Genomic DNA, 25,513 nt, shown 5'->3' on the forward strand with positions numbered 1-25,513 from the left:
TCAGCACTCCACGATGTTGACGGCCAGGCCGGCCGCGGAGGTCTCCTTGTAGTTGGTGCTCATGTCGCGCCCCGTCTGCCGCATCGTCTCGATGACCGTGTCGAGGCTGACGAAGTGCTCTCCGGTGCCGAGGAGCGCGAGGCGGGCGGCCGAGACGGCGGTGCCGGCGGCGATCGCGTTGCGCTCGATGCAGGGCACCTGCACGAAGCCGCCGACGGGATCGCAGGTCAGCCCCAGGTGATGCTCCATGGCGATCTCGGCGGCGTTCTCGACCTGGCGCGGCGTTCCCCCGAGGACGGCGCAGAGGCCCGCCGCGGCCATGGACGCCGCCGTGCCGACCTCCCCCTGGCATCCTGCCTCGGCGCCCGAGATGGAGGCGTTGCGCTTGTAGAGCGAGCCCACGACGGCGGCCGTGAGGAGGTACTGCCCGACGAGAGCGTCGCGCGAGACCCCGAGGAACCGACCGGCGTAGTGCCCGACGGCGGGGATGATCCCGGCGGCGCCGTTCGTCGGCGCGGTGACGACGCGGCCTCCCGAGGCGTTCTCCTCGTTCACGGCGAGCGCGAAGGCCTGGAGCCACTGCGGCGGCACGTCGGGGGCGCCCCCGTCGGCCTCCACCCGGCGGAGGTGGGTCGCGACGTCATGCGCCCGCCGCGGCACCTTCATCCAGCCGGGCATGACGCCGCCCGTGGCGAGCCCCGTCTCGATGCAGGACTCCATGGCCGACCACCGGTCGTCGAGGCCCGCGTCGAGGGCCTCCTCGCCGTGCAGGAACTCCTCGTTGATCCGGGCCACGCCGGCGATGCTCAGCCCCTCCCGGTCGCAGACGGCGAGGAGATCGGCGGCCGACGCGAACCCCAGGGGCGCCTCCCGCTCGGGGACGGCTCCCTCCTCGTCGCCCTGCCGCACGACGAAGCCGCCGCCGACCGAGAAGTAGACGCGGCGCAGGATGCTCGACCCCGCCCCGTCGAACGCCTCGAAGCTCAGCGCGTTGGTGTGCTCCGGCATCCGGGTGAGCGGCGCGAGGACGAGGTCGCCCCGGGCGAACGGCACCGGACTCTCGCCCAGGAGGCGCAGCGTCCCCCGCGACTCGAGGGCGGGCGCGAGGTCGCGCACGGCCGCCGGATCGCAGGTCTCCGGCTCGAGCCCTTCGAGGCCGGCGAGGACGGCGTCGGGCGTGCCGTGGCCGAGCCCGGTCGCGGCGAGCGACCCGAACAGCCGCGTCTCGACACGGCCGACGTCGGCGAGGAGGCCGAGGTCGCGGATCTCCTCCGCGAACGACCTCCCCGCGCGCATGGGGCCGACGGTGTGCGACGAGGAGGGGCCGATCCCGACCGAGAAGAGATCGAGTGCGGAGACGTAGCCGGTGGTGCTCATCCTCCGACGGTACGCCCCGGGGCGCTCTCCTCCGGCGAGGCGACCGACCGCGCGTGGCGCGCCATGGCGTCGTTCATGCGCCCGAGGAAGGTGGCGATCATGGCCAGGTCGTCGGCTGTGTACTCGTCCATCACGCGATCGGTGACCTCTCCGAGCGGCCCGAAGAAGCTCTCGGCGACGAGGCGCGCCTCCGGGCTGTAGTGCACGCGCACGACCCGCCGGTCGTGCTCGTCGCGCCGACGCTCGACGTGCCCGCTGCGGGCCAGGCGGTCGATGACGCCCGTGGCGGCCCCCGAGGTCAGGCCGAGCACGTCGGCGATCCCACCGGAGGTGATCGCCTCCCCGCGCGCCTCGGCGCGCATGACGTGGAGGAGCGCCTCCAGGTCGGTGTGGTTGAGACCCTGCGTCGCCGAGAAGGACTGCGCGACATGGCGCGACTCGGTGGCGAGGTCCTGGAGGCGCGACACGATCTCGTATCGGAGACCTCGCGTCTCGTCGTCGTTCGTCAGGCGATCCACCTCCCTCGGGCGCTCGCGATTCGGCTGTATTGCAGAATCTACCCGAGACTGCCATAGTCTTAGCCACTAAGACATTCGTTGAGTGAAGGAACCATCATCCGCGCCCTCGCCGCCCTCGTCTCCCGCCGACGCACCTCCTGGCTCGTCCTGGCAGCCACCGCCGTCGCCGTGGCGCTCCTCTTCGCCTTCCTCCCCCAGGGCAAGAGCGACGCCTTCCCGCCGTCGGGCCTTCCCGACAGCGCCGACTCGGCGCAGGTGACCGCGCTGCTCAAGCAGTTCCCGTCCGCGGACACGACCGTGGGCATCCTGGTCTTCGACCGCTCCTCGGCGGCTCTCACGAGCGCCGACAAGAGCGCCATCACGGAGCGCGCCGCGACCCTCGCCACCGGCTCCACGGTCCCCCAGGCGGTGCGCCCGCAGTTCAGCGACGACGGCTCGGCGGCCCTCGTGGCCGTCCCGCTCTCGAGCTCCGCCGTCGAGAAGGACATCGCCGGCACGGCGAAGGAGCTCCGCAGCACGGCGTCGGAGAGCCTCCCCGACGGCCTCACGGCCCAGCTCACAGGCCCGGTCGGCTTCCAGGACGACATCTCGAACTCGTTCGCGGGTGCCGACTTCCGGCTCCTGCTGGTCACCGTCATCGTCGTCGCCGTCCTGCTGATCGTCACCTACCGCAGCCCCGTGCTCTGGATCGTGCCCCTCGCCGTCGTCGGCACGGCCGACGGCCTCGCCGGCAAGGTCGTCGCCGCCCTCGCCGAGCCGTTCGGCATCACCGTGGACGCCTCGATCTCGGGCATCCTCTCGGTCCTGGTGTTCGGAGCGGGCACGAACTACGCCCTCCTCCTCGTCGCCCGCTACCGCGAGGAGCTGACGCGGGTCGACGACCGGTTCCGCGCCATGCGGACCGCCGTCACGAGCGCCGGGCCGGCCATCGCCGCGAGCGGCAGCACGGTCGCCCTGAGTCTCCTGACCCTGCTGTTCGCGTCCCTCTCCGGCAACCGCGCCCTCGGCTTCGCCTGCGCCATCGGCGTCGTCGTCGCCATCCTCTTCGCCCTCGTCGCGCTCCCGGCGGCGCTCGTCGTCTGCGGCCGCGGCCTCTTCTGGCCGTTCGTGCCCCGGGTCGAGGCGCACGCGGGCGGCGACTCCGACAGCCTCACCGACAGGGAGGCGCGCGGCTTCTGGGCCGGTCTCGGCCGCCGCGTCGCAAAGCGGCCCGTGATCGTCTCGGTGGTCGCGGTGCTGGGCCTCGCCGTGCTCGCCCTGGGCCTCGGCGGCTACTCCGTCGGCCTGTCGCAGACCGCCCAGCTCCTCGGCGACCCGCAGAGCGTCACCGCGCAGAAGGTCATCGACCGGTCGTTCTCCGCCGGCCTCACGAGCCAGACGACGGTCCTCGCGCCCGACGCGGCCGCCTCCCGGGCCCTCGACATCGCCACCGGGTCGAAGGGCGTCGACTCGGCCTCCATCAGCGAGAAGCACGACGGCCTCACGCGCATCGACGTCTCCCTGCGGGCCGAGCCCGAGAGCTCCGCCGCGTTCGACAGCATCCGCGCCCTCCGCACCGGCTTCTCGGACGCCGGCGGAGACGTGGCACGATCGCTCGTCGGCGGCACCGACGCGACGGCCCTCGACACGCAGGATGCGGCGACGCACGACCTCGGGCTCGTCGCCCCGATCATCCTGGCCATCGTCTTCGCGGTCCTCGCGATCCTCCTCCGCTCGCTCGTGGCCCCGGTGCTGCTGATCGCCAGCGTGCTCGCGACGTTCCTCGCGAGCCTCGGGGCCTCGACGTTCCTCTTCACGCACGTCTTCGGCTTCCCGGCTCTCGACTCGAACGTCACGCTCTACGCGTTCCTCTTCCTCGTGGCGCTCGGCGTCGACTACAACATCTTCCTCACGACGAGAGCACGGGAGGAGCGCGAAGGCCACGGCACCCGGGAGGGGATGATCCGGGCGCTCGCCTCGACCGGTGCGGTGATCACGAGCGCGGGCATCCTGCTCGCCGCGGTCTTCGCCGTGCTGGGCGTCCTCCCCGTCGTGGCGCTGACGCAGGTCGGCGTGATCGTCTGCCTCGGCGTCCTCCTCGACACGCTCGTCGTGCGGACCGTGCTCGTGCCCGCGCTCGTCTTCCTCACCGGGGAGCGGTTCTGGTGGCCGTCGAAGCCGGTGGTCACGAACCCGTCGTGATCGTGAGGCGGAGGGCCCGACGGTGGGCCGCGGCGAAGGCGGCGGCGCAGTCGGCCACGGCCTCTCGCAGCCCCTCCGCCGACAGCGCCCCCGGGGCGTCACCCGCCCCGCGGGGGAACAGCGTCACGGCCACGTCGACGCCGTCGCTCCCGACGAGGGTCCGTCTCCACGTGCCCCGGACCCGACCGTCGAGGGTCACGGTGGCGAGGAACAGCCCGTTCGACGTGGGCACGACCCGGGCGAGATCCTCCGGGCGGAGAGAGGCCGTCCGGTCGCTGTAGCCGAGGAGGAGCTCGTCGAAGCCGGGCAGGAGACGCACCGAGCCCGGTCGCGCGGGTCGCGGGGCATCCGGCGCGACGAGCAGACCGTCCCGATCGCGGGCGACCGCCTCACCGGCGAGGAGCACCGCGCGCCGGGTGTCGGAGACGGTGAGACCGCTCCACCAGGCGAGGTCGTGCACGGTGGCCGGTCCGTGCGATCGCGCGTAGCGCGCCGCGAGCGCCGCGAGCGCCTCGTCGCGCTCGAGGCGCGGAGAGTCGACCAGCCACTCGTCGCGCAGGACGAAGGCCTGCTCCCGCCCGATCGTCGGCCCGAGGACGACGACGCCGTCTCCGGCGATCCGGCGCAGGATGTGGGCTCCGCGACCGTCCGCGACGTCGACTCCGCAGTCGCGCAGGGCGTCCACGAGGGCGGTCCGGCCCAGTGCTCCACCCCCGGCGAGGACGTCGGCGGCCACGCTCCGGGCGCGAGCGAACGCCTCCTCGTCGAGTCCCGCCCGTCGCCAGATCCCCGCCGAGGCGAGGAACGAGCGCGGCGCCAGCAGATCGGTCAGCCAGCGCGCGTCGGCGGCGGCCAGGACGAGGAGCGTGCCCCGCATGGGCCAGGTTCGTACGAGGGTGCCCGCGTCGAGGGCCTCGTCGACGTCGTCGATCGAGGTGGACGAACGGAGCGCCAGGGCCCACTTCGCCCCCGCGAGGTCCTGCGCCTGCGTAGCGAGCATGCCGGCGGCGGCCTCGACGACCGAGGCGAACCCCCGACGCCCGAGCCCCTGGGCGGCGACGCGGGTCAGCGGCAGGTCGGGCGTCGACATGCCCTCACCCTAGATCGGTGGGCGGTTCCGGGACAGCGGCGGCGGCGCACTCATCCTGCCAATCCGCCCGCGCCTGCAGACGCGGGAGCGAGCGGGGCGTAGTCTCAGCCGCCACGGAGCCGCGCGGTTCCGATCGGAGGCACCACCATGGCAGAGAAGTCTTCCCACAAGGGCACCCAGAAGGTGGCCGCCCGGTCCCTCAAGGAGAAGCGCGCCGACAAGAAGGACAAGGCCGCTCGCACCAACCACTCCGAGGACGTCGTCTCGCAGGTCAAGAAGCGCTGACCGATCCGGCCGAACCTCAGGGGCGATCCGTCAGGGTCGCCCCTTTTTCGTGCCCGGACTTTCGTGCGCGGACTTTCGTGCCCGGACGTGACAGACGCGACGACCGCGGCTTAGCCTGACGGCAACGGTCGCTTTCGGGGAGGTTGTCGCATGGTCAGGGTCGGACATCGGATCAGGGTGGCCGTCGCCGCCGGAATCGCTCTCGCGCTGGCAGGAGCCGCGGCCCTCTCGGGCGCATCCGCCGCGTCGGCGGCCGGGGCTGGAGCCTGGGGTGCGGTGACGCTCTCGGGCTCGTCCCGGGCCTACGCGGGCACCGTGACGCTGCCGGGCGGCTTCCCGTCGACGACCTTCACCAGCACCGCCTCCTCGGCGACGAAGCCCAGCGGCGCGACCGTCTGGCAGGCCGCCGCCACCCCTCCGGGAGCCGTGTACGGGACGAGCAGCGGCCGGAGCTATCTGAACTTCGGCGCCCAGGGCCTGACGGCCGGCGGCATCTCGACCACGACGTACCGGTTCGCGACGCCGACGCCCGCGAGCGGGTGGTCGTTCGTCCTCGGCGACATCGACGCCGATCAGGCGACCGTGACGGCCACCGACGTGAACGGGCAGCCCGTGGCTCCCGCGGCGCTCGGGTTCCAGGGCGCCTACAACTACTGCCACCTCCCGCAGGGGCCGTCGTGCGACGCCGCGAACGTGAGCGACGTGCCGTCGTGGGACGCGGGCACGGGCATCCTGCGGGGCAATGCGACGGCCGCCGACACCGAGGGAGCCGCGGGCTGGTTCAGCCCGACGACGGCTCTGGAGTCCCTCACGATCACGTTCCAGCAGCGGAGCGGGTCGCCGGTCTACCAGACCTGGTTCGCCACGAAGACGTTCGCCGCCTCGGGGGCGGTCACGGTGAACGAGGCGCCCTACGGCGACGCCGCGCTGACGATCCGCGACGCCTCGGGCACGGTCGTCGCCGAGACCGTCTCCGCCGCCGACGGCAGCTGGAGCGTCCCAGGCCTCGTCTCGACGAGCGGCTACCGCGTCTCGGTCGACACCCCCGCCGGTGCGAACGCACTCCCCACGCTGACGTTCGACACCCTCGACGCCGATTCCCCCGGCCTCGACTTCGCCTTCACCGCCGCCACGATCGCGGTGACGGCCACGGTGACGACGGCCGACGGCGAGCCCGTCGTGGCAGAGCCGGTCGTGATCACGCGCGACGGCGACGACCGGCCGACCGCGACCACCACGACCGACGCACAGGGCACCTTCGCGGCGGACCTCCTTCCGCAGCAGACCTACACGGCGGAGATCGGCGCCGACGGCCTGACGGTCACGTTCACGACCGGGACCACGAGCGGCCCGCTCGACGTACCGCTCGTGCTGCCCGCCGTCACGCCGGCACCGGCACCCGCGCCCGCACCGTCGCCCTCGCAGGCGCCTGCTCCGGCACCGGCCCCGGTCGTCACGCCCGCGGCGGCACCGGAACTGGCCAGCACGGGATCGGAGCCCGTCGGGACGATTGGAACGGGGCTCCTGCTTCTCGTCGGCGGAGCCGCCCTGCTGGTCGGCACGGGTCGGCGGGTACGTCGGCCGAGAGGCTGAACGCCGCCGCCCGAGAGGCCGAGTGCCTCTGCTAGACCGAGCGACCCGTCAGGAACGTCCGAGGGTTGACCGAGAAGACCGCGTGGTTCGACGCTCGCCCGAGGTCGGGGTCGCGGGGTTGACGGAACGGGCGGTCGGAGCCGTGGACCAGCGGGCCGAGACCGACGACGCGGGCCATCGCATCGATCGCCCGGCGGTCGTAGGCGCTCGTCTCGTAGAAGACGTTGGGATCGCTCCGGACGACCTTGCCCGTGCGCTTGGCGGCCGCCGCGGCCTCCACGAGCGGAGCGAGTCCGGCCAGGGCGATGAAGCCGACCCTCAGCGTCGGGTGCTGCTCGTGACCGCCCTCGTGCCAGACGTTCCACGCGGCCTTCAGCTGCTCCGACCGGGGGACGGTGTCGACCGCCGGGACCCCGTTCACCGGGGCGGCCACGATGTGGCGCGGATGGACGAGCACGGGCTTCCCGGACCGCTCCACCGCGGCGAGCACCGGGCGGAGTCGCTGCAGGTCGTCGACGTCGCCGAGGCTCATCGCGGGCAGCTGGAGGCCGACGACGGCGTCGTGGGCGAGCGACTCCTCGAGGAAGTCGAGATCGAAGTCGACGAGGGGCGTCGAGGCCCACACCCGGAACGGCGCTCCGAGGGCCGTGGCGGATCGGTGCCAGATGCCGATGAGCTCGCGGGCGTCGGCGAGCGGGAGGTCCTCGACGCGGAGGTTGCCCGGCAGCGAGACGAGGACGTCCGCCTTGCCCTCGGCCAGCTCCTGCATCCGGCGCCGCTCGATGTCGTGAGCGGAGGGGTTGATCGAGTACGGCGACTCCCCCTCGGTGAGCAGGGTCCAGTCGTCGACGATCCGCGGGAAGGACGTCCGACGGCGGAGGGCATCGAGGAATTCCGGCGTGAGGAGGTGCTGGTGCAGGTCGATCCGCGTGGCGACCGGGCTGGGCAGCGGGCCGAGCTGGACGTCCGGCGAGGTGGGGACCGGCCGGATCCGCGGGGTGCGCTGCGGGGGCGCGGCGGGGTGCGCGGGCACAGGGGTGCCGGGAGCCGCGGCTGTGCGCATGCGTCCAGTAGAGTCCCCCGCGGCCCGCGAGGTCAAATCGACGTCGGCGGTCGACCTTAGGATCTCGACCATGACCAGCGAAGAGCGTTCCTCCGGCGTCGCGGCGGCGTCCGGCGTCGCGGCGGCGTCCGGCGTCGCGGCGGCGTCCGGCGTCGCGGCGGCGTCCGGCGTCGCGGCGGCGTCCGGCGTCGCGGCGGCGTCCGGCGTCGCAGCGGTGTCCGGCGTTGTCGTGGGCGACGACGGTCTCGCGCGGCCGACGTGGGCCGCCATCGATCCCCTCCTGCGCCGCTACTACGACGAGGAGTGGGGAATGCCGGTGCGCGACGAGCGCGGGCTATTCGAGCGCATCTCGCTCGAGGCGTTCCAATCGGGGCTCTCCTGGGCCACGATCCTCCGCAAGCGGGAGGCCTTCCGGGCGGCGTTCGCGGGGTTCGACCCCGACGCGGTCGCGCGCTTCGGCGACGACGATCGGGCGCGGCTCCTGGCCGACGCCGGCATCGTCCGCAACCGCCTCAAGATCGACGCGACGATCGACAACGCCCGAGCCGTCGTCGCCCTGCGCGACGAGGGCGGCCTGGTCGACTTCGTGTGGTCGTTCGGCCCCGAGACGACCCCCGCCCCGCGGAGCCTCGCCGAGATCCCGACGACGTCGCCGGAGTCCGTGGCCCTCTCCAAGGCCCTCAAGTCGAAGGGTTTCCGCTTCGTCGGGCCGACGACGATGTTCGCCCTGATGGAGGCGATCGGTATCGTCGACACGCACCTCGTCGAGAGCCACCGGCGGGGCAGTTCCGGCGTGTGGACTGAGAGAAAGCCCTCGCCCCCGATCAGAGCGAGTAGACAGAACCCGTGACCACGACAGACCGCACCGGCAACACCGACGCGCTGGAGCAGTCCTCCCTGCCGAAGCCCCGGCGGGGTGGCCTCCGCGCCTTCCTCCTCGACGGCCTCGCCGACAGCTCCGGCCAGCACCAGGGTCCCCACGCCCAGAAGCCGGAGAAGACCAACTCGTGGTGGCGCGTCATGTGCCTCACCGGCGTCGACTACTTCTCGACCCTGGGCTATCAGCCGGCCATCGCCGCCGTGGCCGCGGGGCTCCTCTCGCCGTTCGCGACCCTGGTGCTCATCGGCCTGACCCTCCTGGGGGCGCTCCCGGTCTACCGACGCGTGGCCCGCGAGAGCTTCAAGGGCGAGGGCTCGATCGCCATGCTGGAGCGACTGCTCCCCTGGTGGGGCGGCAAGCTCTTCGTCCTCGTGCTGCTCGGCTTCGCCGCGACCGACTTCATGATCACGATCACGCTCTCCGCGGCCGATGCCAGCGCGCACGCGATCGAGAATCCGTTCGCTCCGTCGTGGTTCCACGGGGCGCAGGTACCGATCACGCTGTTCCTCATCCTGCTGCTGGCGATCGTGTTCCTCCGCGGCTTCAAGGAGGCCATCGGCATCGCCGTGGTCCTCGTGGGCGTCTACCTCGTGCTCAACGCCGTCGTCATCGGCGTCACCCTGGTCTCCGCCCTGTCGCAGCCCATCGTGATCGGCAACTGGTGGGAGGCCCTCACCCGGCAGTACTCCTCGCCGTTCCTCGCCGTGGGCGTGTCGCTCCTGGTCTTCCCGAAGCTCGCTCTCGGCCTGTCGGGCTTCGAGACCGGCGTCGCCGTCATGCCGCAGATCAGCGGTGCGAAGGAGGACACCCCGAAGAGCCCCCTCGGCCGGATCCGCGGAGCCCAGCGGCTCCTGACCACCGCCGCGATCATCATGAGCGTCTTCCTCCTGACCTCGAGCTTCGCGACGACCCTGCTCATCCCGCAGAAGGAGTTCGAGCAGGGCGGAGCAGCCAACGGGCGAGCGCTCGCCTACCTCGCGCACGAGTACCTCGGCAACGGGTTCGGGACCGTCTACGACGTCAGCACCATCTTCATCCTCTGGTTCGCAGGAGCCTCGGCCATGGCCGGCCTGCTCAACCTGGTGCCCCGCTATCTGCCCCGCTACGGCATGGCGCCGCTGTGGGCCCGGGCCGTCCGTCCGCTCGTGCTCGTCTTCGCCGCCATCGCGTTCATCGTCACGCTCGCGTTCGACGCCAACGTCGACAAGCAGGGTGGCGCCTACGCGACCGGCGTCCTGGTGCTCATCACGTCGGCCTCCATCGCCGTGTTCCTCTCGTGCCGTCACAAGAAGCAGCGCAAGCGCACCATCGGCTTCGCCGTGATCTCGGCGGTCTTCGTCTACACGACGATCCTCAACATCATCGAACGGCCCGAGGGCGTCCGGATCGCCGCGCTCTTCATCCTGGGCATCCTGATCGTGTCCGTCGTCTCGCGCATCCACCGCGCGCTGCAGCTCCGGGCGACCAGCGTCTCCCTCGACTCCCAGGCCCTCTCGTTCGTCACAGAGGACGCCGACGAGTCGGGTCGGGTCATCCTCATCGCCAACGAGCCCGACGACGGCAGCCTGGCCGAGTACAAGCAGAAGGCGAAGGACGAACGGCGCTTCTCGGGGATCCCGCAGCGCTCCCCCGTCATCTTCGTCGAGGTGTGGCCGGCCGACTCGTCGAACTTCGAGGAGGACCTCGAGGTGCGCGGCGAACTGGTCCACGGCTACCGGGTGCTCCGCGTCAACAGCGGCAACATCCCGAACACGCTGGCGACGATCCTGCTCGAGGTCCGCGACGTCACGGGTGTCGTCCCCGACATCTACTTCGAATGGACCGAGGGCAACCCGATCTCGAACTTCCTGAAGTTCCTGGTGACCGGCGGCGGCGAGGTCGCTCCCGTGACGCGCGAGGTGCTGCGTCGGGCCGAGCCCGATCGGAAGCGCCGGCCGGACGTCCACGCGAGCTGAGCCCGACCGGCGTCGGCCCGGGGTCGACGTTTCGTGCGGGCGCCAGACTCCACAACACGCTGCTCACCTTCGGGGCGCCGCGGCGTGTCGTGGAGTCTCGCCGGAGCACACCTGCCCGCCCCGCAACGCCGCCCCGCCAGACTCCACAACACGCTGCTCACGTTCGGGGCGCCGCGGCGTGTCGTGGAGTCTCGGCTGGGGCGTGATGCGGCGCCGGTCGCGAGACTCCACGATGTGCGGTGTTTTGCGCAAGTGAGCGGCGAGTCGTGGAGTCTCGAGGGAGCGAAGCAGGCGCGGGGCGCGCGGAGCGTCAGCCGCGGCGGAACGGACGCAGCGACACCGACTCCGCGACAGCGGAGTGCGGCAGATCGACGACGAGGCGCACGGCGTCGACGACGTCCTGCGGTGTCAGGTAGAGGCTCTCGTCGTAGACGCCGCCCTCGGAGGAGACGAGCTCCTGCTGCATTTCGGTGTCGACGCGACCAGGATGCACGGAGCTGACCCGCACCCCGTTTCCGCGTTCCTCCTCGCGCAGGCCGTCGGCGAGGGCCCGGAGAGCGAACTTGCTGCCCGCGTAGACGCTCCCACCCGGCGACGAGGTGAATCCGCTGCCGCTGTTGATCAGCACGACGGTGCCCTCCGCCCGGCGGAGGGCGGGAAGCGCGACGCGCGTGATCTCCGCGACCGCGACGACGTTGACGTCGAACACGCGCCGCCACTCGCTACGCTCGGTCGCGGCGACGGTCGAGCCACCGAGGACCCCGGCCGAGTGCACCAGCACGTCGAGGCCGTGGTCGACGAGGCTCGGGTCCGCCGCGAACCCGTCGAGTGGTCCGTCGCCTGTGAGCTCCGCCTGCCAGATCGAGGCGGACGGCAGGAGCCGAGCGAGCGCGTCCAGCGCATCGCGGTCACGACCGCCGAGGATGACGTGGTGGGTCCGGCCGAGGTCGAGGGCGATGGCACGCCCGATCCCCCGGGTCGCTCCCGTGACGAGGGCCGTGAGACGGGCCCCGGAGACCGGAACAGGGCCGCCGACGGTCGACGGCGACTCGGAGGACGGGGTGGCGTTCGCATCAAGGGTCATCTCCCCATTCTCGCGCTCACCCAGCACCCGGCGGGGCGAGGCCCGCGGGGTACGCCCCTCAGCGCTTCTGCGCCGGAGCGGCCTCCGCGAGGCCGACCGGCCAGCTCTTCGGCCCGTCGGAGCCCGCCGCGTACTCGTCGAGCGGCACGTCGCCCTTCCGCCAGGCCCGCAGCACGGGCGCGACGATTCGCCACCCCTCGACCGCGGCGTCGCCGCGCACCGAGAGGCTCGCGTCACCGTCGAGGATGCCCTGGAGGACCTCGCCGTAGGCGGGGAGATCACCCGGGTTGAACGTCGCGGAGAGCGAGGCGCGGTCGATGACGAAGGGATCTCCCGGCCCGTTGACGTTGATCTCGAGCGACATCTCGTCGGGCGAGATGGAGATGCGGAGGCGGTCGGGGGCCTTGAGGGTGTGGAACTCCGGCGGCACGTGGCTCGGGGCCTTGAACGTGATGATGATCTCGCGTCGGCGGGAGGCGAGTGCCTTTCCTGAGCGGAGCATGATCGGCACGCCCGCCCAGCGCATGTTCCGGACCTCGACGACGACCTCGGCCAGCGTCTCCGTCTCGAGGCTCGGGTCGACACCCTCCTCGTCGGCGTACGACGGCAGCTGCCGACCGTCGACCGTGCCCGCCGTGTACCGGGCCCGCCGGCTCGACGCGGGGTCGTCGTCCCAGATCCGCGTGGCGCGGAGGGCGAGCTGCTTCTGGTCGCGGACGTCCTCCGCCCGGAGCGTCGCGGGCGCCTCCATCACGAGCACCGCCATCACCTGGAGGAGGTGGCTCTGGATCATGTCGACCAGGGCGCCCGCGTGGTCGTAGTAGCGGGCGCGGTTCTCCAGGCCGAGCTGCTCGTCGTAGACGATCTCGATGTTCTCGACGTCGCGGTTCGACAGCATCGGTTCGATGAGCCGGTTGGCGAACCGCAGGCCCAGCAGGTTGAGCACGGTGGCGCGGCCGAGGAAGTGGTCGACCCGGTGGATCCGCTCCTCCGGCACCAGCTTGAGCAGCTGCGCGTTCAGCTTCTTCGCCGACCTCTCATCGGTGCCGAACGGCTTCTCGAGGGCGAGCGACGTCCCCTCGGGGAGGTCGACCTTCTCGAGCTGCTTGCACGCCTTCTCGGTGACCGCCGGCGGCAGGGCGAAGTAGATCGCCGGGGCCTGGTCGCAGGCCTGCAGGAGCGTGGCTAGGTCGTCTCGCGCGGTGACGTCGGCCCGGTGGTAGGTGGTGGAGGCCAGGAGGGCGGTGACGGCCGGCCCCGAGGCTCCTGCGCTGTCGAAGGAGTCACGGACCCGCTTGGTCCACTCGTCGGCGGACAGGTCTTCCGCCCCCGCTCCGACGAGCTGGACTCGCCGCGACGGCTCGTGCGCGAGGAGCTCGCCGAGACCGGGCATCAGCAGGCGCGCGGCGAGGTCTCCGCTCGCGCCGAGGATGAGGAGGGTGGACGGGGCATCGGCAGGCATGCGTGGATGCTATTCCCCGGACGCTGCAGGATGCCCGGCGCTCTCCCGGAGAGCCGCGAGAAGGGCTTCTCCGTCGGGCGACCCGAGGCCGGTGCAGACGTCCCAGCCCGGGCCGGCCCGGAACGACCCGTTGTCGCCCGAGGTGATGTCGCGGAACGACGACGCGGCCGCGTAGAGCCGAGGCTGCACGAGACCGAGCGGGCTCCCGAGGGCCTGCGTCAGGCGCGCGGCGAGCGCCGCCCAGAGCGGCGCCACGGCGCTCGTCCCGCCGATGACGGAGCGCGTGCCGTCGACGAGGACCTCGTAGCCGGTCGCAGGATCCGCGTTGCCGGCCACGTCGGGCACGCCCCGCCCGCCGCCGCTCGCCGGAGCCGACGGCACACCGACCCCCTGCTGCCACGCGGGCAGCGGGAAAGCGTCGCTGACGCCACCGCCCGTCGCGCCTCGCCCGGCGCCGTTGTTCCAGACGGTCTCGCTCGAGATGGTCGCGCCCGACGCGCGGAGGCTCGTTCCTCCGCAGGCGAGGACGTGCGGACTCGACGCCGGGAAGTCGACGTGGTCGCCCCCGCCGGTCGCCCCGTCGGAGCTGCCGTTGTCGCCCGCAGCGGCCGTCACCGTGACTCCGAGTGCCGCAGCGTCGACGAGCGCGTCGTCGAAGGCCGCCCTGGCCTGGGGAGTCCACTGGTCTTCGCTCTGACCCCAGCTGATGCTCATGGCGGCGGGGGTCGGCATCGCATGAGCGGCCTGAGCGACCGCGTCGACGAAACCGGCGTCGGTGTTGGGCGCGAAGTAGACGACGACGGACGCCCCCGGGCTGAGGGCGCCGACCACTTCGATGTCGAGGAGCACCTCGCCGTCGGCACCGTTCGGGTCGGCGCCGGGCCGGTTCGCCGCACCGTCGACGCCGACGGCGGAGACGACCGGCGACCCGACGCCGAGACCGCCGAAGTAGGTGTCGAGGTCGGCCTGGGCGAAGCCGCCGCCGAGCTCGATGACGGCGATCGTCTGCCCCGCCCCGTCGGTACCGGCCGGGAAGGCGTAGAGCTCCCCCAGCCGCACCGGGCTGAAGCTGACCGCCGCGGTCTCCGCCCGCGCCACCCGGTACTGCGCCCGGGCCTGCGGACGCGTGTCGAGGCCGAGGACGGCGGTGACGACCCCGTCGAGGGCCCGGGGGATGCTGAGACCGCCCTCGCGATGCCGGTGGTCGCTCCGCGCCTCGGCGGCGCCCGGCGGCACCGGAGCGTCGCTGGACATCATCTCGAGGCTCGTGCCGAAGACCCGCTGCACGACGGCGAGCGGCCCGGCGATCCGGACCCGCCGCGAGGCCGCGTCGACGGACCGGACGGCCACCCCGAGCGCCTCGAGGGTCGAGCGGACGAGATCGACGTCGGCGGGATCGGCCCCGTGGTCGCGCAGGTACGCGTCGCGGTCGACCGGGCCGTCGAGCAGCGAGGCGGGATCGACCGGGGATCGTCGACGCAGGACGAGAGTCGCCTCGACCTCCTCGGACGGCGCCGTCTGCGCGGTGGCGGGCCTCAGCCCGGGGGCGGGCGGACGCTCGCTCCCGGCGAGGCGGACGAGGTCGAGGTGGTCGAGGGGCGATGCCGAATCGGTCATGGCACAGGTCTACTCCGCCCCTCCGACACCGGCGGCCGCGGCAGGGGAAGCCCAAAGGGAAGAAACAGACATGCCCTCGACACGTCGGAGACGGGCGAGGGCATGTCGGCGTCGAGAGTCGATCGGCAGGCGCGCCACTCGGATCAGGAGAAGGACGTTCCCGCCGTCCTCATCGACGCAGTGCGCTCGGTAACCAGCCGAGACACGCGATCACTGTATCGAAGAATCGCCGCGGACGTAGGACCAATTTGCCGGATTACTCCGCAGATTCGGCAAACGGCTAGTCGCGACGGCGCGCTCATGGAGCCTCCAGCGGTTCCCTGGGATAGTTGCTGGCGTGACTGCCCTGCTCGGAGCCCTCCTGATCGCCGCGATCGTCCTCCTCATCGTGGTGCAGGGCGTGGCGCGTCACCGCAGGCTCACGCGGCGCGAGTCGGCCGGGCAGACGACGCTGCCACGATCGACGTGGATCGTCTTCGCGGTGGCCGCCGCGTTCCTCGTTTTCGCCGTCTTCGTGTTCCCCGTCCTGGTGAAGCGATGAGCGTCGTGGTCGACGCGACCGGCCTCTGGCGCGGGCTGACCGTCGGCTTCGCCCTGCCCGACCGGGCCTTCGGGGCGGCCGTCGACGTGGACGGACTCCTCGGCGACCCCGAGCTCCACTACCAGGCCTCGCCCGAGACGAACCGGCTCCTGCTCATGCCCCGGGCGGGGACTTTCGCACGCCTGACTCTCGAATGGGAGACGCTGCCGGAGATCGGCGTGTTCGCCGCGCCACCGCTCCCGGCCGCTCTGGCGGCCAGCCCCTTCGACGAGGCGGAGACGTCGCGCCTGGAGACCTGGATGCGCGACGTCGCCGGGGTCCTCCACGCCAACCGCGACCGGATCCGCGCGACGGCCGAGCGGGCCGTGAGCGACGCGGCCGCGGGTCTCGACGAGAGCCTCCCCCGTGAAGCACCGCCCCGCGCGCACGTGGTCTCGTCGCGGGTGGGGACACGCGTCGCGGGGCCCGACCCGGGGTCGCGCTTCGGCGTGGTCGACGTGGTGCGGGCGCCCATCTCGGCCGGGGCTCCCGCCCTCGACGAGGCGCTCTTCGTGGATCGAGAGACAGGGCGCCCACTGGGAAGCCGCGTCACGCTCCGCGCCGCCGACGGCATCGCAGGAGCCGCCTACGAGGCGACCGCGACGGGCGTCACCACCCGCGATCTCCAGGGCTGGTACGACCAGCACATCGCTCGCGAGGTGCTCTTCGACGACGTGTGGCAGGCGCTGACGCACCTCGTCGCGGGACTCGAGACCCCGGCCAGCGTCCAGTACTTCGACATCTAGCCGGGGTCGTCGGGCGACGGTGCAGGAGGATCAGACCTCGTCGAGTCCGAACCGGTCGACGCGGCGGTGGAAGCGCGTGCCCGCCAGGCCTCCGAGGAGGGCCGCTCCGATGGAGACGACGACGACCAGGCCCTCGGCGATGAGCGCCGACGGGGAGGTGAAGGTCGACATCGAGAATCCGGCGCCGGTGGTCCCCTCCAGGTCGGCGAGCGTCACGCTCTGGCTCGCGGCGACCACGGCGACGACGGCGCCGATGATCGACATGAACAGGCCCCACAGCCAGACCGCGAGGCCCTGCTTCGCTCCGGAGAATCGCGACATGCGCGCCGCCACGAAGCCTCCGACGAAGTAGGAGAGGAAGAGGATCACCAGGAACACGACGAGCGCCGTGATCTGCTGGGTCTGACCCGTGAAGACAGAACCGAGCGTCACGGCCGACGCCCGCCCCAGGAGGGCCGACGTGTTGGCGAGACCCACCGCGAGGGTGATGCCGCCCGCGATCGCGAACAGGATTCCGGCGAGACCCACCGAGGCGAGCCAGCCGAAGAACCCGGCGCCGAAGTTGATTCCCGAGAACTCCTGCTTCTGACGGAAGGCCATCTCGTCGCGGAAGGCGCGGCGCTGGGCCATCTCCTCCGGCGTGAAGCCGTCGTCGCCGCCGGCGATGCCCTCGCCGAGGCCCAGGCGGTCGGCCGGGGACGTGCCGAGGTTCGACAGCGCGGTCGTGCTCGTCGTCGGGGTCGCGCCCGAGGACGGCGCGTAGGGGGTCGGCGTGGCCTGCGTCGCCGGGGACTCGGCGGGAGAGGCGGGAGCGGGCGGCGGCGTCCACGCGGTGGACGATCGCGCCGTGGTGGGGGCGGTGATCCGCGTGTCGCCGACGTCGCCGGTGTCGTCCGCGCGGGCCGCTGCGGCGGCTCCCGCGGTCGCGACGCCGGGGGCTGCGCCCGCACCGGTCGTGGGGGCGGGATCCGCGTGGTCACCGGCGCGCGCGGCCTCGGCGGCCCGGAGCGCGCTGTCGTCGTGCAGACCGCTCGCGCCACCCGCGGGCGACTCGGCGGCGGTCGGCTGCGCGAGGGGCGGGGCGGCGGGAGCGGCGGCGGCGGTCGTTCCCGCGGCTCCTGCCGCACCGGCGTCGTCGGCCCGGTCGGAGCGGTTGACGCTCCAGGGTCGGGCGGGCGACTCCTCGGCGGTGGGAAGCGCGGTCGTCGGTGCGTCGTCGGCGCGGGCCTCGGAGGCGAGGGGTGCGTCGTACCGCTCGCCGTCCCGGGGCGCGGCGTCGTGCTGCACCGTCTCGTCGCGCACGGGCTCGTCGCGCACGGGCTCGTCGCGCACGGGCTCGTCGCGCACCGGCTCGTCGCGCACCGTCTCGTGCGCCACGGTCTCGGCCTCCGCGGGGTCTCTGCGCACCGCCTCGTCGTCCTCGTCGAACGGGGTGGCCGTCGGGTGGTCGCCACCGCGCGCGGGCGTGTTGGGGTCCGTCATGATCGCTCCTCGTGATCGTCGGTCACGCGGACAGTACCCCCGAGCGGGGGCGAGACGGCTCTCCCCCGCCGTAGTTCCTCAGGACCTGGCCGGATTCCGCGGTCGGGGCCGCTAGCGTAGGAGCGCAAGCGATCAACGACGAACGACGACGAGGCTCCATGACCGAGACGACCGCCACACCGACCTCCGACCGCCAGCGACCGGATCCCGAGATCGCCCGGTCGTGGCTCCTGGTCAACGCGACGCAGACCGATCGCTTCGATGCGGCGGCTCGTTCCCGCGCCGATCAGATCGTCCTCGACATCGAGGACGCCGTCGACCCGAAGGCGAAGCCGGAGGCCCGTCAGGGCGTCGTCGACTGGCTCGAGAAGGGCGGTCGCGCCTGGGTCCGAATCAACGACCACTCGACCCCGTTCTGGTCGGACGACGTCGACGCGCTCCGGGGCCTCCCGGGTCTCCTCGGCGTGATGCTGGCGAAGACCGAGGCCGGCGAGCACGTCACCGAGACCTACGATCGCCTGGGCAGCAGCGTCCCGGTCCTCGCCCTCGTCGAGTCGGCGCTCGGGATCGAGCTGGCGCCGAGCATCGCCAGCGCGCGAGGAGCGTTCCGCCTGGCCTTCGGCAGCGGCGACTACCGGCGCGACACCGGGACGAGCGCCGACGACATGGCGATGTCGTACCCGCGCTCGCGCCTCGTCATCGCGTCCCGCATCGGCGATCTCCCCGGCCCGATCGACGGCCCGACCGTCGGGAGCAGCCACCCGGTCCTCCGCGAGCAGGCCGGCATCGCCGTGGCCCTCGGCCTGACGGGCAAGCTCTGCCTCGACGTCGAGCAGCTCCCCGTCATCAACGAGGTCATCAGCCCCACCCCGTCCGACACCGCGTGGGCGCGCGACTTCCTCGCCGACTTCGAGGGCCGCGGCCGCATCATCCGCGACGGCAGCGACCTGCCCCGCCTGGGTCGCGCTCAGAAGATCGATCGCCTTGCGCGCGCCTTCGGAGTGCAGCCGAGCAGTTGAGCGCAGGAGCCCCGGGCGGACGCGACCCGTCGCTCCGAGCATCCTGCGACCCGTGGCGCCGCCCGCCCCGGCGTGGCACGCTGGAGGCATGCCCGACCAGCCGCGACGACGCACGACGCGGATGACCCTGCCCGAGGCGGAGCGCATCGTGGAGCTCGACCGCGAGGGAGTCCTCGACCGATCCGACGACGACGTGGCGAAGGTCGTCTTCGAGGCGCACACGGTGGTGCAGCGCTCCGCCATGTGGGGGTCGTCGCCCGGGCATCCTGCGCGCCGTAAGACGGTGCTGATCGTCGTCGGGGCCGGGCTGTTCATCGGCACCTGGATCGTGGGGCTGCTGACGCCGCTGCTCCTCGGGACGGAGCGGTAGCGGGATGCGCGATCTCGTGACCCGTCTCCCTCGGCGGACTCTGCTCCTGCTCGTCGTCCTCGTCGTGGTCGGCCTCGTGGCGTCGGTATTCGTCGCCCGCGATCGCGCCGTGTCGACGACCCTGGCTCACGGGGCCTCGACGTCTCCGCCCTGGCCGGCGCCCGCCGACAAGCGCGCCAAGGCGGTCGCCGCCGACCTCCCGAACGTCTACGGCCTGAAACTCGCCGAGCACGTCCACGCGCACCTCTCGATCACGATCGACGGCGAGCCGGCGACGGTCCCGGGCGAGATCGGCCTCGACGAGAAGAACGGGTTCGCGACCGCCCTCCACACCCACGACACGTCCGGGATCGTGCACGTCGAGTCGCCGACGAAACGCGATTTCACGCTCGGGCAGTTCTTCACGGAGTGGGGCGTCCGGCTCGACACGAGCCACGTCGGGGCCGCCGGGGGCGACGTCGCGGAGGTCCTGACCGTCTTCGTCGACGGCGAGCGGCGGGCCGGCGATCCGGCCTCGATCGTCCTCCGAGACCTCGACGACATCGACCTCGTCGTCGCTCCGGCGGGAACCGTCGCGCGGCCCTCCGCCCCGTTCGACTGGCCGCCGCAGTACCGCTGAGTCTGGGCGAAGATCCGCGTGAGTCGCGGCCAGGATCCGGGGCGCAGACGGTCGTCGCGCGGGCCGTCGCGGGCTCAGACCCCCGTGACGAGCCGGACGCCCGCGGCGATCCTGGCGAGGGTGAAGGCGGCCAGATGCCCGGCCGGGTACGGATCGACGAACCTGCGACTCACCGGCCCGATCTGCGAGACCACGGCGACGGAGTCCTTCGCAAGGCCCGACACGGCGGCCGGGACGAGGACGTTCCCGGGGAACCCCTCCAGGGCCGTGTTGGACGTCAGCGGCACGACGAGGACGGTTCCGATGTCCGTCGCGAGCAGCCAGTTCTCCTGCGTGACGACCGCCGGGCGGATCTTCGCCGGCTCGGAACCTCGAGGCGACCCGAAGTCGACCAGACGACGTCGCCGTGGGCGATCACCACTCCGTCCCGGTCAGGAGGGTCCGCTCCGCCTCGCGGACGAACTCCCCGTCGCCGGAGGGCTGCCCGGCACGCGTCAGGACGTCGTTGGCGAGGGCGGTCAGCTCGGCCATCCTCGAGATCGTCGCGCTGGCGGGTCACTCGTCGAGGGGGCGCCGCCGCTGCCTCTTCGTCGCGGACCGCTCCTGCTTCGCCGCGAGTCGACGCCGGTCCGAGCCCCGGGTGGGCCGGGTGGCGCGCCGCCGGGCCGCCTCGGGGGCGAGCCCGTCACCGACCAGCGACGCGAGCTTGTCGAGCGCGATCTCGCGGTTCCGGAGCTGCGAGCGCTGCTCGGAGGCCGACACCGTCAGAGCGCCGTCGACGAGGCGCCGTGCGAGCCGTTCGAGCAGCAGAAGCCGCTGCTCATCGGTCAGGGCCGCCGAATCGACGAGGTTCCAGGTGAGCTGGACCCTGCTGTCGGAGGTGTTCACGTGCTGGCCGCCCGGGCCGGACGACCGCGAGAACCGCCAGCCGAGCTCCGACGCCGGGATCGTCAGCGCGGGCGACACCTCCAGATCCATGCCTCCAGCGTGGCACGGGACCGCGTCGCCCGCGGGCCCGGGCGACTACGGACGCGCGACGATCTCGTCCAGGGCGCCGAGCAGGGCCGCGAACGCAGGATGCCCGGGGTCGATGACGACCATGTGGTCGCCGTCGACCGTGGTGAGCCGTGCATCCTGCCCCGCTGCCACAGCCGCTTCGACGTAGCTCTGCGACTGGTTCAGCGGCACGACGTCGTCACCGGTTCCGTGCACGATGCGGACCGGGAGCGACGGCTCGATGCGCTGGATCGGGTCGGCCGCGGCGTACCGCTCCGGATGATCGGCCGAACTGCCGCCGAGGAAGCCGGGCACGGCCCCGTCGCCCATGTTCTCGGACTCGCCGAGGAGGAGGTCGAGTGCCCCCGCGAGACTCACGGCTCCTGCGAGCGCGATTCCGGGCTCCGGTCGCGAGAGCGCCCAGACGGCGAGGTGCCCGCCGGCGCTGTGGCCGACCGTGACGATCGGCCCGGGCTCGATCCCGAGGGAGGACGACGCGACGGCCAGGTGCTCGATCGCCGCCGCCGTGTCGTCGAGGGTCGCGGGCCAGCCGCCGCCGTTGGGGAGCTGGCGGTACTCGATCTGCCAGACGTTCCAGTCGGCGGCGACGAGGGCTTCCGCGAGCGGCGTCGGGCCGTCGAAGTAGTCGGGGGTGCCGCGCCAGAATCCACCGTGGATGAGGATGACCGTGCCGCGGGCGGGCCCGCCGGTCTCGCAGAACACCCCGTACTGCATCGGTCCGTCGCCGTACTCGAATCGTGTCGTCATCGGTGCGACGCTACTCGCCGGAGCGGATCATGCCCGCGCCGCGCTCGTCAACTGCGAGCCGCGCTCGCGCGCGCGCGACGGGTGAACACCAGGTGCACCACGCCGGACGGCGACGGTGTCGCCTCGATGTCGAAGCGCTCCTCGAGCCCCTCGAGGCCGTCCCAGAGGCGTTCGCCGCGACCCAGCAGGATCGGGACGACCACCACGTGCAGGTGGTCGACGAGGTCCGCGGCCAGGAACTGCCGGACGGTGTCGACGCCGCCGCCGATCCTGACGTCGAGATCTCCGGCCAGGATCCGAGCCGCCTCGAGCGCGGTGGCGGGGTCGGCGTCGACGAAGTGGAACGACGTCCCACCCTGCATCTCGAGCACCGGTCGCGGATGGTGGGTCAGCACCACGACCGGCGTGTGGAACACCGGATCGTCACCCCACCACCCCTTCCACTCCTCATCGGTCCACGGCCCCCGCTGCGGGCCGAACTTGTTGCGGCCCATGATCTCCGCGCCGATGCCGCGCCTCCACGTGCTCGCGAAGGCGTCGTCGAGGCCCGTCGATCCGGACGTCGGACCCGGGATGCCCATCTCGCGGAACGTCCGCGTCGCCATGGCCCACTCCACGAGTCGCGACGAGGCGTGGCCGAACGGCGCGTCCAGCCGCTGCCCCTCCCCCGTGCCGAAGCCGTCGAGGGAGACCGAGAAGTTGTGGACGCGGACGAGCGACATGTCATCTCCTGAGGGACTGGCCGATGGGCGTCACCCTAGGCCCGGTGGCAGGCCCGCATCAAGCCACGCTTCCGATGCTTTTGAGCATACGCGATACGAATTGACAACACGAAATATTAACGATTGGCTTTCGGGAGACCGGGCGTTCCACCCGAGTCAGCACCCATCGACGGGAGAACGTCTTGAGCATCGGCGGCGGCTCCTGCCCGACGAACTCGACGCACGGGTCACCGTGACGGCGCCGCGCCTGGCCGCGGTCGCCTGCCTCGTCCTCCTCTTCAGCCTGTTGACGTCGGCGATCGGCGTCTACGACTCTCGGCAGGGCGCCCTGACTCTGGAGGGGAACTCGCTTTATTCGTCCTCGGCCGTAACGCTGAGCGCGACCCCGGCGGATGCGAGATCGCGCCTGGCCGAGCGCCACGAGTCCGGGCGAGTATTCATCGACGTCGCGGACGGTGGACGAGTCCGACTGCTCACGACGATCGGCACGCCCTCCCGTCCGTTCCCCCTCCACTCAGGACGGCAGCCGACGGCCGACGACGATGAAGTGGCACTGGTCGGCTCGGCCGTCCCGGTGCTCTCCCGTTCGGTCGGCAGCGTCTACCTGGACGACGGGCGGGAGTACCCGGTCATCGGGCGACTCGGCCTCGAGGCCGACAGCCTGGTCGCCGATCAGGTGCTCCTGCTCGACCGCCAGCGGTCCGACGCGCAGGCGGCGGTACCCATGGTGGTCGACAGCGATGGGGCACGTCGACTCTTCCTCGACGAGATGCGGCGCGGCACGGCGATGGCCGTCGACCCCAGCACGAATCGGCGGACGAACGTGGACTTCGTCTCCCCGATCCTGATCGTCTTCGGCACGAGCCTCGCCCTTTTCGGGTTCGCTGTCACCGGGGCACTCGCCGGTGCCGGCTACCGGGCTCGCGCTGGTGTGGCCCGACTGGCAGGAGCGACCCGGCCGCGCGCGCTCCTCGGAGGCGCCGTGAGGCTCTCGCTCGTCCTGGCACCCTTCGTCGCCCTCGGCGCGTGCACGCAGGTCGTGGCGACGGGCGACGCGGTCGGTCCCGATCTCGCGGCCGTCCTCGGTGCGCAGATCGTCCTCGCCGTGGCAGGCTTCACCGCGGCGGCCGACAGATCCCATCCCCTCGGAAACCGATGAGAGCGCTCCACACTCTCCGGGCAGAGGCGCTCCCCCTGCTTGCGAAAGTCCTCGTCACCGGCATCCTGCTCATCACCTTCTACAACGTCGAGACCTTCTCGGCGTCGACCGATGATGCCGTGAACACGAGCTTCAGCGCCGACGCGGACGTCGACCTCTACGGCCTGATCGACGACCTCCGCGATCCCGACGCCTTCAGCGCGTTCCGCGACTCCGTTCCCGATCTCGACAGGCTGGCTGCGTTCTACAGCGCACTGTCCGATGACGACGAGTTGGCATTCCTCTCGAGCTTCGACCAGCCGGTACCGATCCAGGACTTCCGGGGCGGCTCGCCGTTCGAGGAGGGGTACGGGACGGACGCCCACACGCGCGGTCCGTACCTCGACGAGCGCACCGGTCGCGAGACCCTCGATGTGAAGGCGTTGCAGATCAATCGGGAGGCGTACGAGTTCTACCGACTCACGACCTCGACCCCGACGTCCCTCCCCTGGGCGGCGATCGACTACGACGCCGCGACGACCCCGCTCCTCCTCGGCAGCGACTACGAGGGCGTCTACGACATCGGCGACACCGTCCGCGGCACGCTCTACTTCAAGGAGGTCACCTTCGAGGTCGCGGGCTTCCTCGAACCGAGCTCTTCGATCTTCTACCACGACGACATCGACTTCTTCCTCGACGACTACATCGTCATCCCGTACCCGGAGCGACTCCCCGCAGCCTCGGAGGCGACGAAGGACTTCGCCGGGATCCTCGCCTTCGCCATGATCAACGGCGACATCGCCGCTCCGAAGCATCTCTCCGCGGATGACGTCATCGCCCGGCTGTCGTCCCTCGCCACCGCCACCGGCTTCGACGAGTACACGCTGCTGAACGTGTCCTCCTACCTCGTCCAGTACACGCTGACCAAGCGGGTGATCGACAGCAATCTCGGCCTCGTGCTCGCCCTCGAGGTGGCCGTGGCGGCGGCCTCGCTGGTCGCCATCCACTTCCTCGACCGGTTCCTCTTCGCGAGGCGGACGCCGCGGCTCCTGGCCGCCTGGCTCGCAGGATGTCCGCCGCGACGACTCTTCGCGCAGAGCCTCCGCCCCGTGCTGATCGCCCACGGCGGCGTCGTCGTGCTCCTGGCGGCGGCCTACGGCATCCTCCCGCAGCACGACCCCTATGCCCTGAGGCCGGTGCTCCTCGCCGGTGCCGTCGTTCTGCTCCTCGATATCGCACACCACCGAGCCCTCCTCGCCCGGCTGATCCGCACCGAGTCCCGAGGGAGCCGACGCCCGTGATCGATCTGCAGTCCATCCACAAGAGCATCCGCGAGGCCACGGGACACGCGCGCCCGCTGTTCGTCGATCTGGCCCTCTCGCTGGGCGAGAACGACCGGTCCGTGGCGATCCTGGGCCGAAGCGGAAGCGGCAAGACGTCCCTCCTGCGCCTCCTCGCCGGACTCGACCTCGCCTACACCGGCAGCTACCTCGTCGACGGGTCACCGCTCCGGCCCACGAGCACCGCGATGGCCCGTCACCGCGCCGCTCACATCGGGATCATCACTCAGCACTTCGACCTGCTCCCCGAGCTGACCGCCCTGCAGAACGTCCGCCTCGGGATGCCCGAGCGACGATCCACCCGGTCGGACGCTCAGCACTGCCTCGAGCGGGTCGACATCGGCGAGCTCGCCGGCACGCGGGTCAGGAGACTCTCCGGCGGTCAGGCGCAGCGGGTCGCGATCGCGAGAGCGCTCGTCAAGAGACCTCGGCTGATCCTCGCCGACGAGCCGACGGGCGCTCTCGACGAGGACACCGAGAACGATGTCCTCGACCTCTTCGCGGAGTTGCAGGGGCGGGGCGACCGGTTCGTGATCGCTACCCACAGCTCCGCCGTCGCCACTCGCTGCGACCGCCGCCTCCTCCTGCGGAACGGCGTGCTCACCGAGGTCGACTGATGAGAACCGAT

General features: G+C 72.0%; 25 protein-coding genes. 13 read left to right on the forward strand and 12 right to left on the reverse strand.

The window, feature by feature from the left end; translation table 11 throughout:
• Both AS850_RS11130 and AS850_RS11135 read right to left on the reverse strand, forming a co-directional pair.
• Positions 1–1,377: an L-serine ammonia-lyase gene (locus AS850_RS11130; RefSeq protein WP_119869181.1), complete on the reverse strand. Its 1,377-nt coding sequence runs from the start codon at positions 1,375–1,377 to the stop codon at positions 1–3.
• Positions 1,374–1,895, reverse strand: coding sequence for a MarR family winged helix-turn-helix transcriptional regulator (locus AS850_RS11135; protein WP_119869182.1), 522 nt, complete (start codon positions 1,893–1,895; stop codon positions 1,374–1,376). Before AS850_RS11135 ends, AS850_RS11130 begins: the two co-directional genes overlap by 4 nt.
• 78 nt (positions 1,896–1,973) lie before the next feature.
• Here AS850_RS11135 and AS850_RS11140 point away from each other — a divergent pair, with 78 nt between their 5' ends.
• Positions 1,974–4,076 (forward strand): MMPL family transporter, encoded by a 2,103-nt coding sequence (locus tag AS850_RS11140; RefSeq protein WP_236940688.1) that lies wholly within the window; start codon positions 1,974–1,976, stop codon positions 4,074–4,076.
• Here AS850_RS11140 and AS850_RS11145 read toward each other — a convergent pair.
• On the reverse strand, positions 4,060–5,166 hold the full coding sequence (locus AS850_RS11145) for a winged helix DNA-binding domain-containing protein (RefSeq protein WP_119869183.1): 1,107 nt from the start codon (positions 5,164–5,166) through the stop codon (positions 4,060–4,062). The two genes, AS850_RS11140 and AS850_RS11145, sit on opposite strands and share 17 nt — an antisense overlap.
• A gap of 147 nt (positions 5,167–5,313) precedes the next feature.
• Between AS850_RS11145 and AS850_RS16535 the strand changes: the two genes are divergently transcribed.
• Positions 5,314–5,451, forward strand: a complete 138-nt coding sequence (locus AS850_RS16535; protein ID WP_164088432.1) for a hypothetical protein — start codon at positions 5,314–5,316, stop codon at positions 5,449–5,451.
• 177 nt (positions 5,452–5,628) lie between these two features.
• Positions 5,629–7,044, forward strand: a complete 1,416-nt coding sequence (locus AS850_RS11150; protein WP_119869184.1) for a carboxypeptidase regulatory-like domain-containing protein — start codon at positions 5,629–5,631, stop codon at positions 7,042–7,044.
• Positions 7,045–7,075: 31 nt separating this feature from the next.
• Here the strand turns inward: AS850_RS11150 and AS850_RS11155 are convergent, their stop codons facing one another.
• Positions 7,076–8,107, reverse strand: a complete 1,032-nt coding sequence (locus tag AS850_RS11155) for an amidohydrolase (protein WP_236940689.1) — start codon at positions 8,105–8,107, stop codon at positions 7,076–7,078.
• Between the two features lie 214 nt (positions 8,108–8,321).
• Here AS850_RS11155 and AS850_RS11160 point away from each other — a divergent pair, with 214 nt between their 5' ends.
• Positions 8,322–8,957 carry a DNA-3-methyladenine glycosylase I gene (locus AS850_RS11160; protein ID WP_269466614.1) on the forward strand — a complete coding sequence of 212 codons (636 nt, stop codon included), beginning with the start codon at positions 8,322–8,324 and terminating at the stop codon, positions 8,955–8,957.
• Entirely contained in the window at positions 8,954–10,942 is a 1,989-nt protein-coding gene (locus AS850_RS11165) for an amino acid transporter (protein WP_119869186.1), read from the forward strand. The genes AS850_RS11160 and AS850_RS11165 overlap by 4 nt, the downstream gene beginning before the upstream one ends.
• Before the next feature lie 310 nt (positions 10,943–11,252).
• On the opposite strand, the gene AS850_RS11170 is transcribed toward AS850_RS11165, so the two are convergent.
• Genes AS850_RS11170 through AS850_RS11180 form a run of 3 tightly spaced genes read right to left on the reverse strand, consistent with a single transcriptional unit; the run spans position 11,253 to position 15,105 of the window.
• Complete coding sequence (locus AS850_RS11170; protein WP_119869187.1) at positions 11,253–12,026, reverse strand: SDR family oxidoreductase; 774 nt, start codon at positions 12,024–12,026, stop codon at positions 11,253–11,255.
• Between the two features lie 58 nt (positions 12,027–12,084).
• Entirely contained in the window at positions 12,085–13,488 is a 1,404-nt protein-coding gene (locus AS850_RS11175) for a glucose-6-phosphate dehydrogenase (protein ID WP_119869188.1), read from the reverse strand.
• A gap of 9 nt (positions 13,489–13,497) precedes the next feature.
• On the reverse strand, positions 13,498–15,105 hold the full coding sequence (locus tag AS850_RS11180) for a S53 family peptidase (protein WP_119869189.1): 1,608 nt from the start codon (positions 15,103–15,105) through the stop codon (positions 13,498–13,500).
• A 337-nt stretch (positions 15,106–15,442) separates the two neighbouring features.
• Between AS850_RS11180 and AS850_RS11185 the strand changes: the two genes are divergently transcribed.
• Together AS850_RS11185 and AS850_RS11190 are read left to right on the forward strand one after the other, a co-directional pair.
• The gene (locus AS850_RS11185; RefSeq protein ID WP_119869190.1) at positions 15,443–15,646 is read left to right on the forward strand and encodes a hypothetical protein; all 204 of its coding nucleotides are present in this window, start codon (positions 15,443–15,445) and stop codon (positions 15,644–15,646) included.
• Entirely contained in the window at positions 15,643–16,431 is a 789-nt protein-coding gene (locus tag AS850_RS11190) for a hypothetical protein (protein WP_119869191.1), read from the forward strand. The genes AS850_RS11185 and AS850_RS11190 overlap by 4 nt, the downstream gene beginning before the upstream one ends.
• Before the next feature lie 30 nt (positions 16,432–16,461).
• Here the strand turns inward: AS850_RS11190 and AS850_RS11195 are convergent, their stop codons facing one another.
• Positions 16,462–17,913 (reverse strand): YrzE family protein, encoded by a 1,452-nt coding sequence (locus AS850_RS11195; protein ID WP_119869192.1) that lies wholly within the window; start codon positions 17,911–17,913, stop codon positions 16,462–16,464.
• 158 nt (positions 17,914–18,071) lie between these two features.
• Between AS850_RS11195 and AS850_RS11200 the strand changes: the two genes are divergently transcribed.
• From AS850_RS11200 to AS850_RS11210, 3 genes are all read left to right on the forward strand, one after another.
• On the forward strand, positions 18,072–18,932 hold the full coding sequence (locus AS850_RS11200; protein WP_119869193.1) for an HpcH/HpaI aldolase/citrate lyase family protein: 861 nt from the start codon (positions 18,072–18,074) through the stop codon (positions 18,930–18,932).
• 88 nt (positions 18,933–19,020) lie between these two features.
• The gene (locus AS850_RS11205) at positions 19,021–19,302 is read left to right on the forward strand and encodes a hypothetical protein (RefSeq protein WP_123955491.1); all 282 of its coding nucleotides are present in this window, start codon (positions 19,021–19,023) and stop codon (positions 19,300–19,302) included.
• A 16-nt stretch (positions 19,303–19,318) separates the two neighbouring features.
• Entirely contained in the window at positions 19,319–19,921 is a 603-nt protein-coding gene (locus AS850_RS11210; protein WP_123955492.1) for a hypothetical protein, read from the forward strand.
• Positions 19,922–19,995: 74 nt separating this feature from the next.
• Here the strand turns inward: AS850_RS11210 and AS850_RS11215 are convergent, their stop codons facing one another.
• The 4 genes from AS850_RS11215 to AS850_RS11230 form a co-directional block, all read right to left on the reverse strand.
• Positions 19,996–20,316 (reverse strand): type II toxin-antitoxin system PemK/MazF family toxin, encoded by a 321-nt coding sequence (locus tag AS850_RS11215; RefSeq protein ID WP_335589196.1) that lies wholly within the window; start codon positions 20,314–20,316, stop codon positions 19,996–19,998.
• A gap of 160 nt (positions 20,317–20,476) precedes the next feature.
• Positions 20,477–20,899 (reverse strand): alternative ribosome rescue aminoacyl-tRNA hydrolase ArfB, encoded by a 423-nt coding sequence (arfB, locus tag AS850_RS11220; RefSeq protein WP_119869196.1) that lies wholly within the window; start codon positions 20,897–20,899, stop codon positions 20,477–20,479.
• Positions 20,900–20,944: 45 nt separating this feature from the next.
• Positions 20,945–21,685, reverse strand: a complete 741-nt coding sequence (locus tag AS850_RS11225) for an alpha/beta hydrolase family protein (RefSeq protein ID WP_119869197.1) — start codon at positions 21,683–21,685, stop codon at positions 20,945–20,947.
• A 47-nt stretch (positions 21,686–21,732) separates the two neighbouring features.
• The gene (locus AS850_RS11230; RefSeq protein WP_119869198.1) at positions 21,733–22,407 is read right to left on the reverse strand and encodes a dihydrofolate reductase family protein; all 675 of its coding nucleotides are present in this window, start codon (positions 22,405–22,407) and stop codon (positions 21,733–21,735) included.
• Positions 22,408–22,639: 232 nt separating this feature from the next.
• Here AS850_RS11230 and AS850_RS11235 point away from each other — a divergent pair, with 232 nt between their 5' ends.
• From AS850_RS11235 to AS850_RS11240, 3 genes are read left to right on the forward strand one after another with little or no spacing between them, the layout of a single operon-like run.
• Positions 22,640–23,566 (forward strand): hypothetical protein, encoded by a 927-nt coding sequence (locus tag AS850_RS11235; protein ID WP_119869199.1) that lies wholly within the window; start codon positions 22,640–22,642, stop codon positions 23,564–23,566.
• Positions 23,563–24,846 carry a hypothetical protein gene (locus AS850_RS16540; protein WP_164088433.1) on the forward strand — a complete coding sequence of 428 codons (1,284 nt, stop codon included), beginning with the start codon at positions 23,563–23,565 and terminating at the stop codon, positions 24,844–24,846. The genes AS850_RS11235 and AS850_RS16540 overlap by 4 nt, the downstream gene beginning before the upstream one ends.
• Positions 24,843–25,502, forward strand: coding sequence for an ABC transporter ATP-binding protein (locus tag AS850_RS11240; RefSeq protein ID WP_164088434.1), 660 nt, complete (start codon positions 24,843–24,845; stop codon positions 25,500–25,502). Before AS850_RS16540 ends, AS850_RS11240 begins: the two co-directional genes overlap by 4 nt.
• The last annotated feature ends 11 nt before the right edge of the window (positions 25,503–25,513 follow it).

It is taken from the genome of Frondihabitans sp. 762G35 (assembly GCF_002074055.1).
GTDB lineage: Bacteria > Actinomycetota > Actinomycetes > Actinomycetales > Microbacteriaceae > Frondihabitans.

Excerpts from the sequence above, each read along its gene's own strand:
- AS850_RS11130 (WP_119869181.1), bottom strand. The coding sequence starts at position 1,377 with ATGAGCACCACCGGCTACGTCTCCGCACTCGATCTCTTCTCGGTCGGG.
- AS850_RS11145 (WP_119869183.1), bottom strand. The coding sequence starts at position 5,166 with ATGTCGACGCCCGACCTGCCGCTGACCCGCGTCGCCGCCCAGGGGCTC.
- AS850_RS16535 (WP_164088432.1), top strand. The coding sequence starts at position 5,314 with ATGGCAGAGAAGTCTTCCCACAAGGGCACCCAGAAGGTGGCCGCCCGG.
- AS850_RS11155 (WP_236940689.1), bottom strand. The coding sequence starts at position 8,107 with ATGCGCACAGCCGCGGCTCCCGGCACCCCTGTGCCCGCGCACCCCGCC.
- AS850_RS11170 (WP_119869187.1), bottom strand. The coding sequence starts at position 12,026 with ATGACCCTTGATGCGAACGCCACCCCGTCCTCCGAGTCGCCGTCGACC.
- AS850_RS11175 (WP_119869188.1), bottom strand. The coding sequence starts at position 13,488 with ATGCCTGCCGATGCCCCGTCCACCCTCCTCATCCTCGGCGCGAGCGGA.
- AS850_RS11180 (WP_119869189.1), bottom strand. The coding sequence starts at position 15,105 with ATGACCGATTCGGCATCGCCCCTCGACCACCTCGACCTCGTCCGCCTC.
- AS850_RS11190 (WP_119869191.1), top strand. The coding sequence starts at position 15,643 with ATGAGCGTCGTGGTCGACGCGACCGGCCTCTGGCGCGGGCTGACCGTC.
- AS850_RS11195 (WP_119869192.1), bottom strand. The coding sequence starts at position 17,913 with ATGACGGACCCCAACACGCCCGCGCGCGGTGGCGACCACCCGACGGCC.
- AS850_RS11200 (WP_119869193.1), top strand. The coding sequence starts at position 18,072 with ATGACCGAGACGACCGCCACACCGACCTCCGACCGCCAGCGACCGGAT.
- AS850_RS11205 (WP_123955491.1), top strand. The coding sequence starts at position 19,021 with ATGCCCGACCAGCCGCGACGACGCACGACGCGGATGACCCTGCCCGAG.
- arfB (WP_119869196.1), bottom strand. The coding sequence starts at position 20,899 with ATGGATCTGGAGGTGTCGCCCGCGCTGACGATCCCGGCGTCGGAGCTC.
- AS850_RS11225 (WP_119869197.1), bottom strand. The coding sequence starts at position 21,685 with ATGACGACACGATTCGAGTACGGCGACGGACCGATGCAGTACGGGGTG.
- AS850_RS11230 (WP_119869198.1), bottom strand. The coding sequence starts at position 22,407 with ATGTCGCTCGTCCGCGTCCACAACTTCTCGGTCTCCCTCGACGGCTTC.
- AS850_RS16540 (WP_164088433.1), top strand. The coding sequence starts at position 23,563 with ATGAGAGCGCTCCACACTCTCCGGGCAGAGGCGCTCCCCCTGCTTGCG.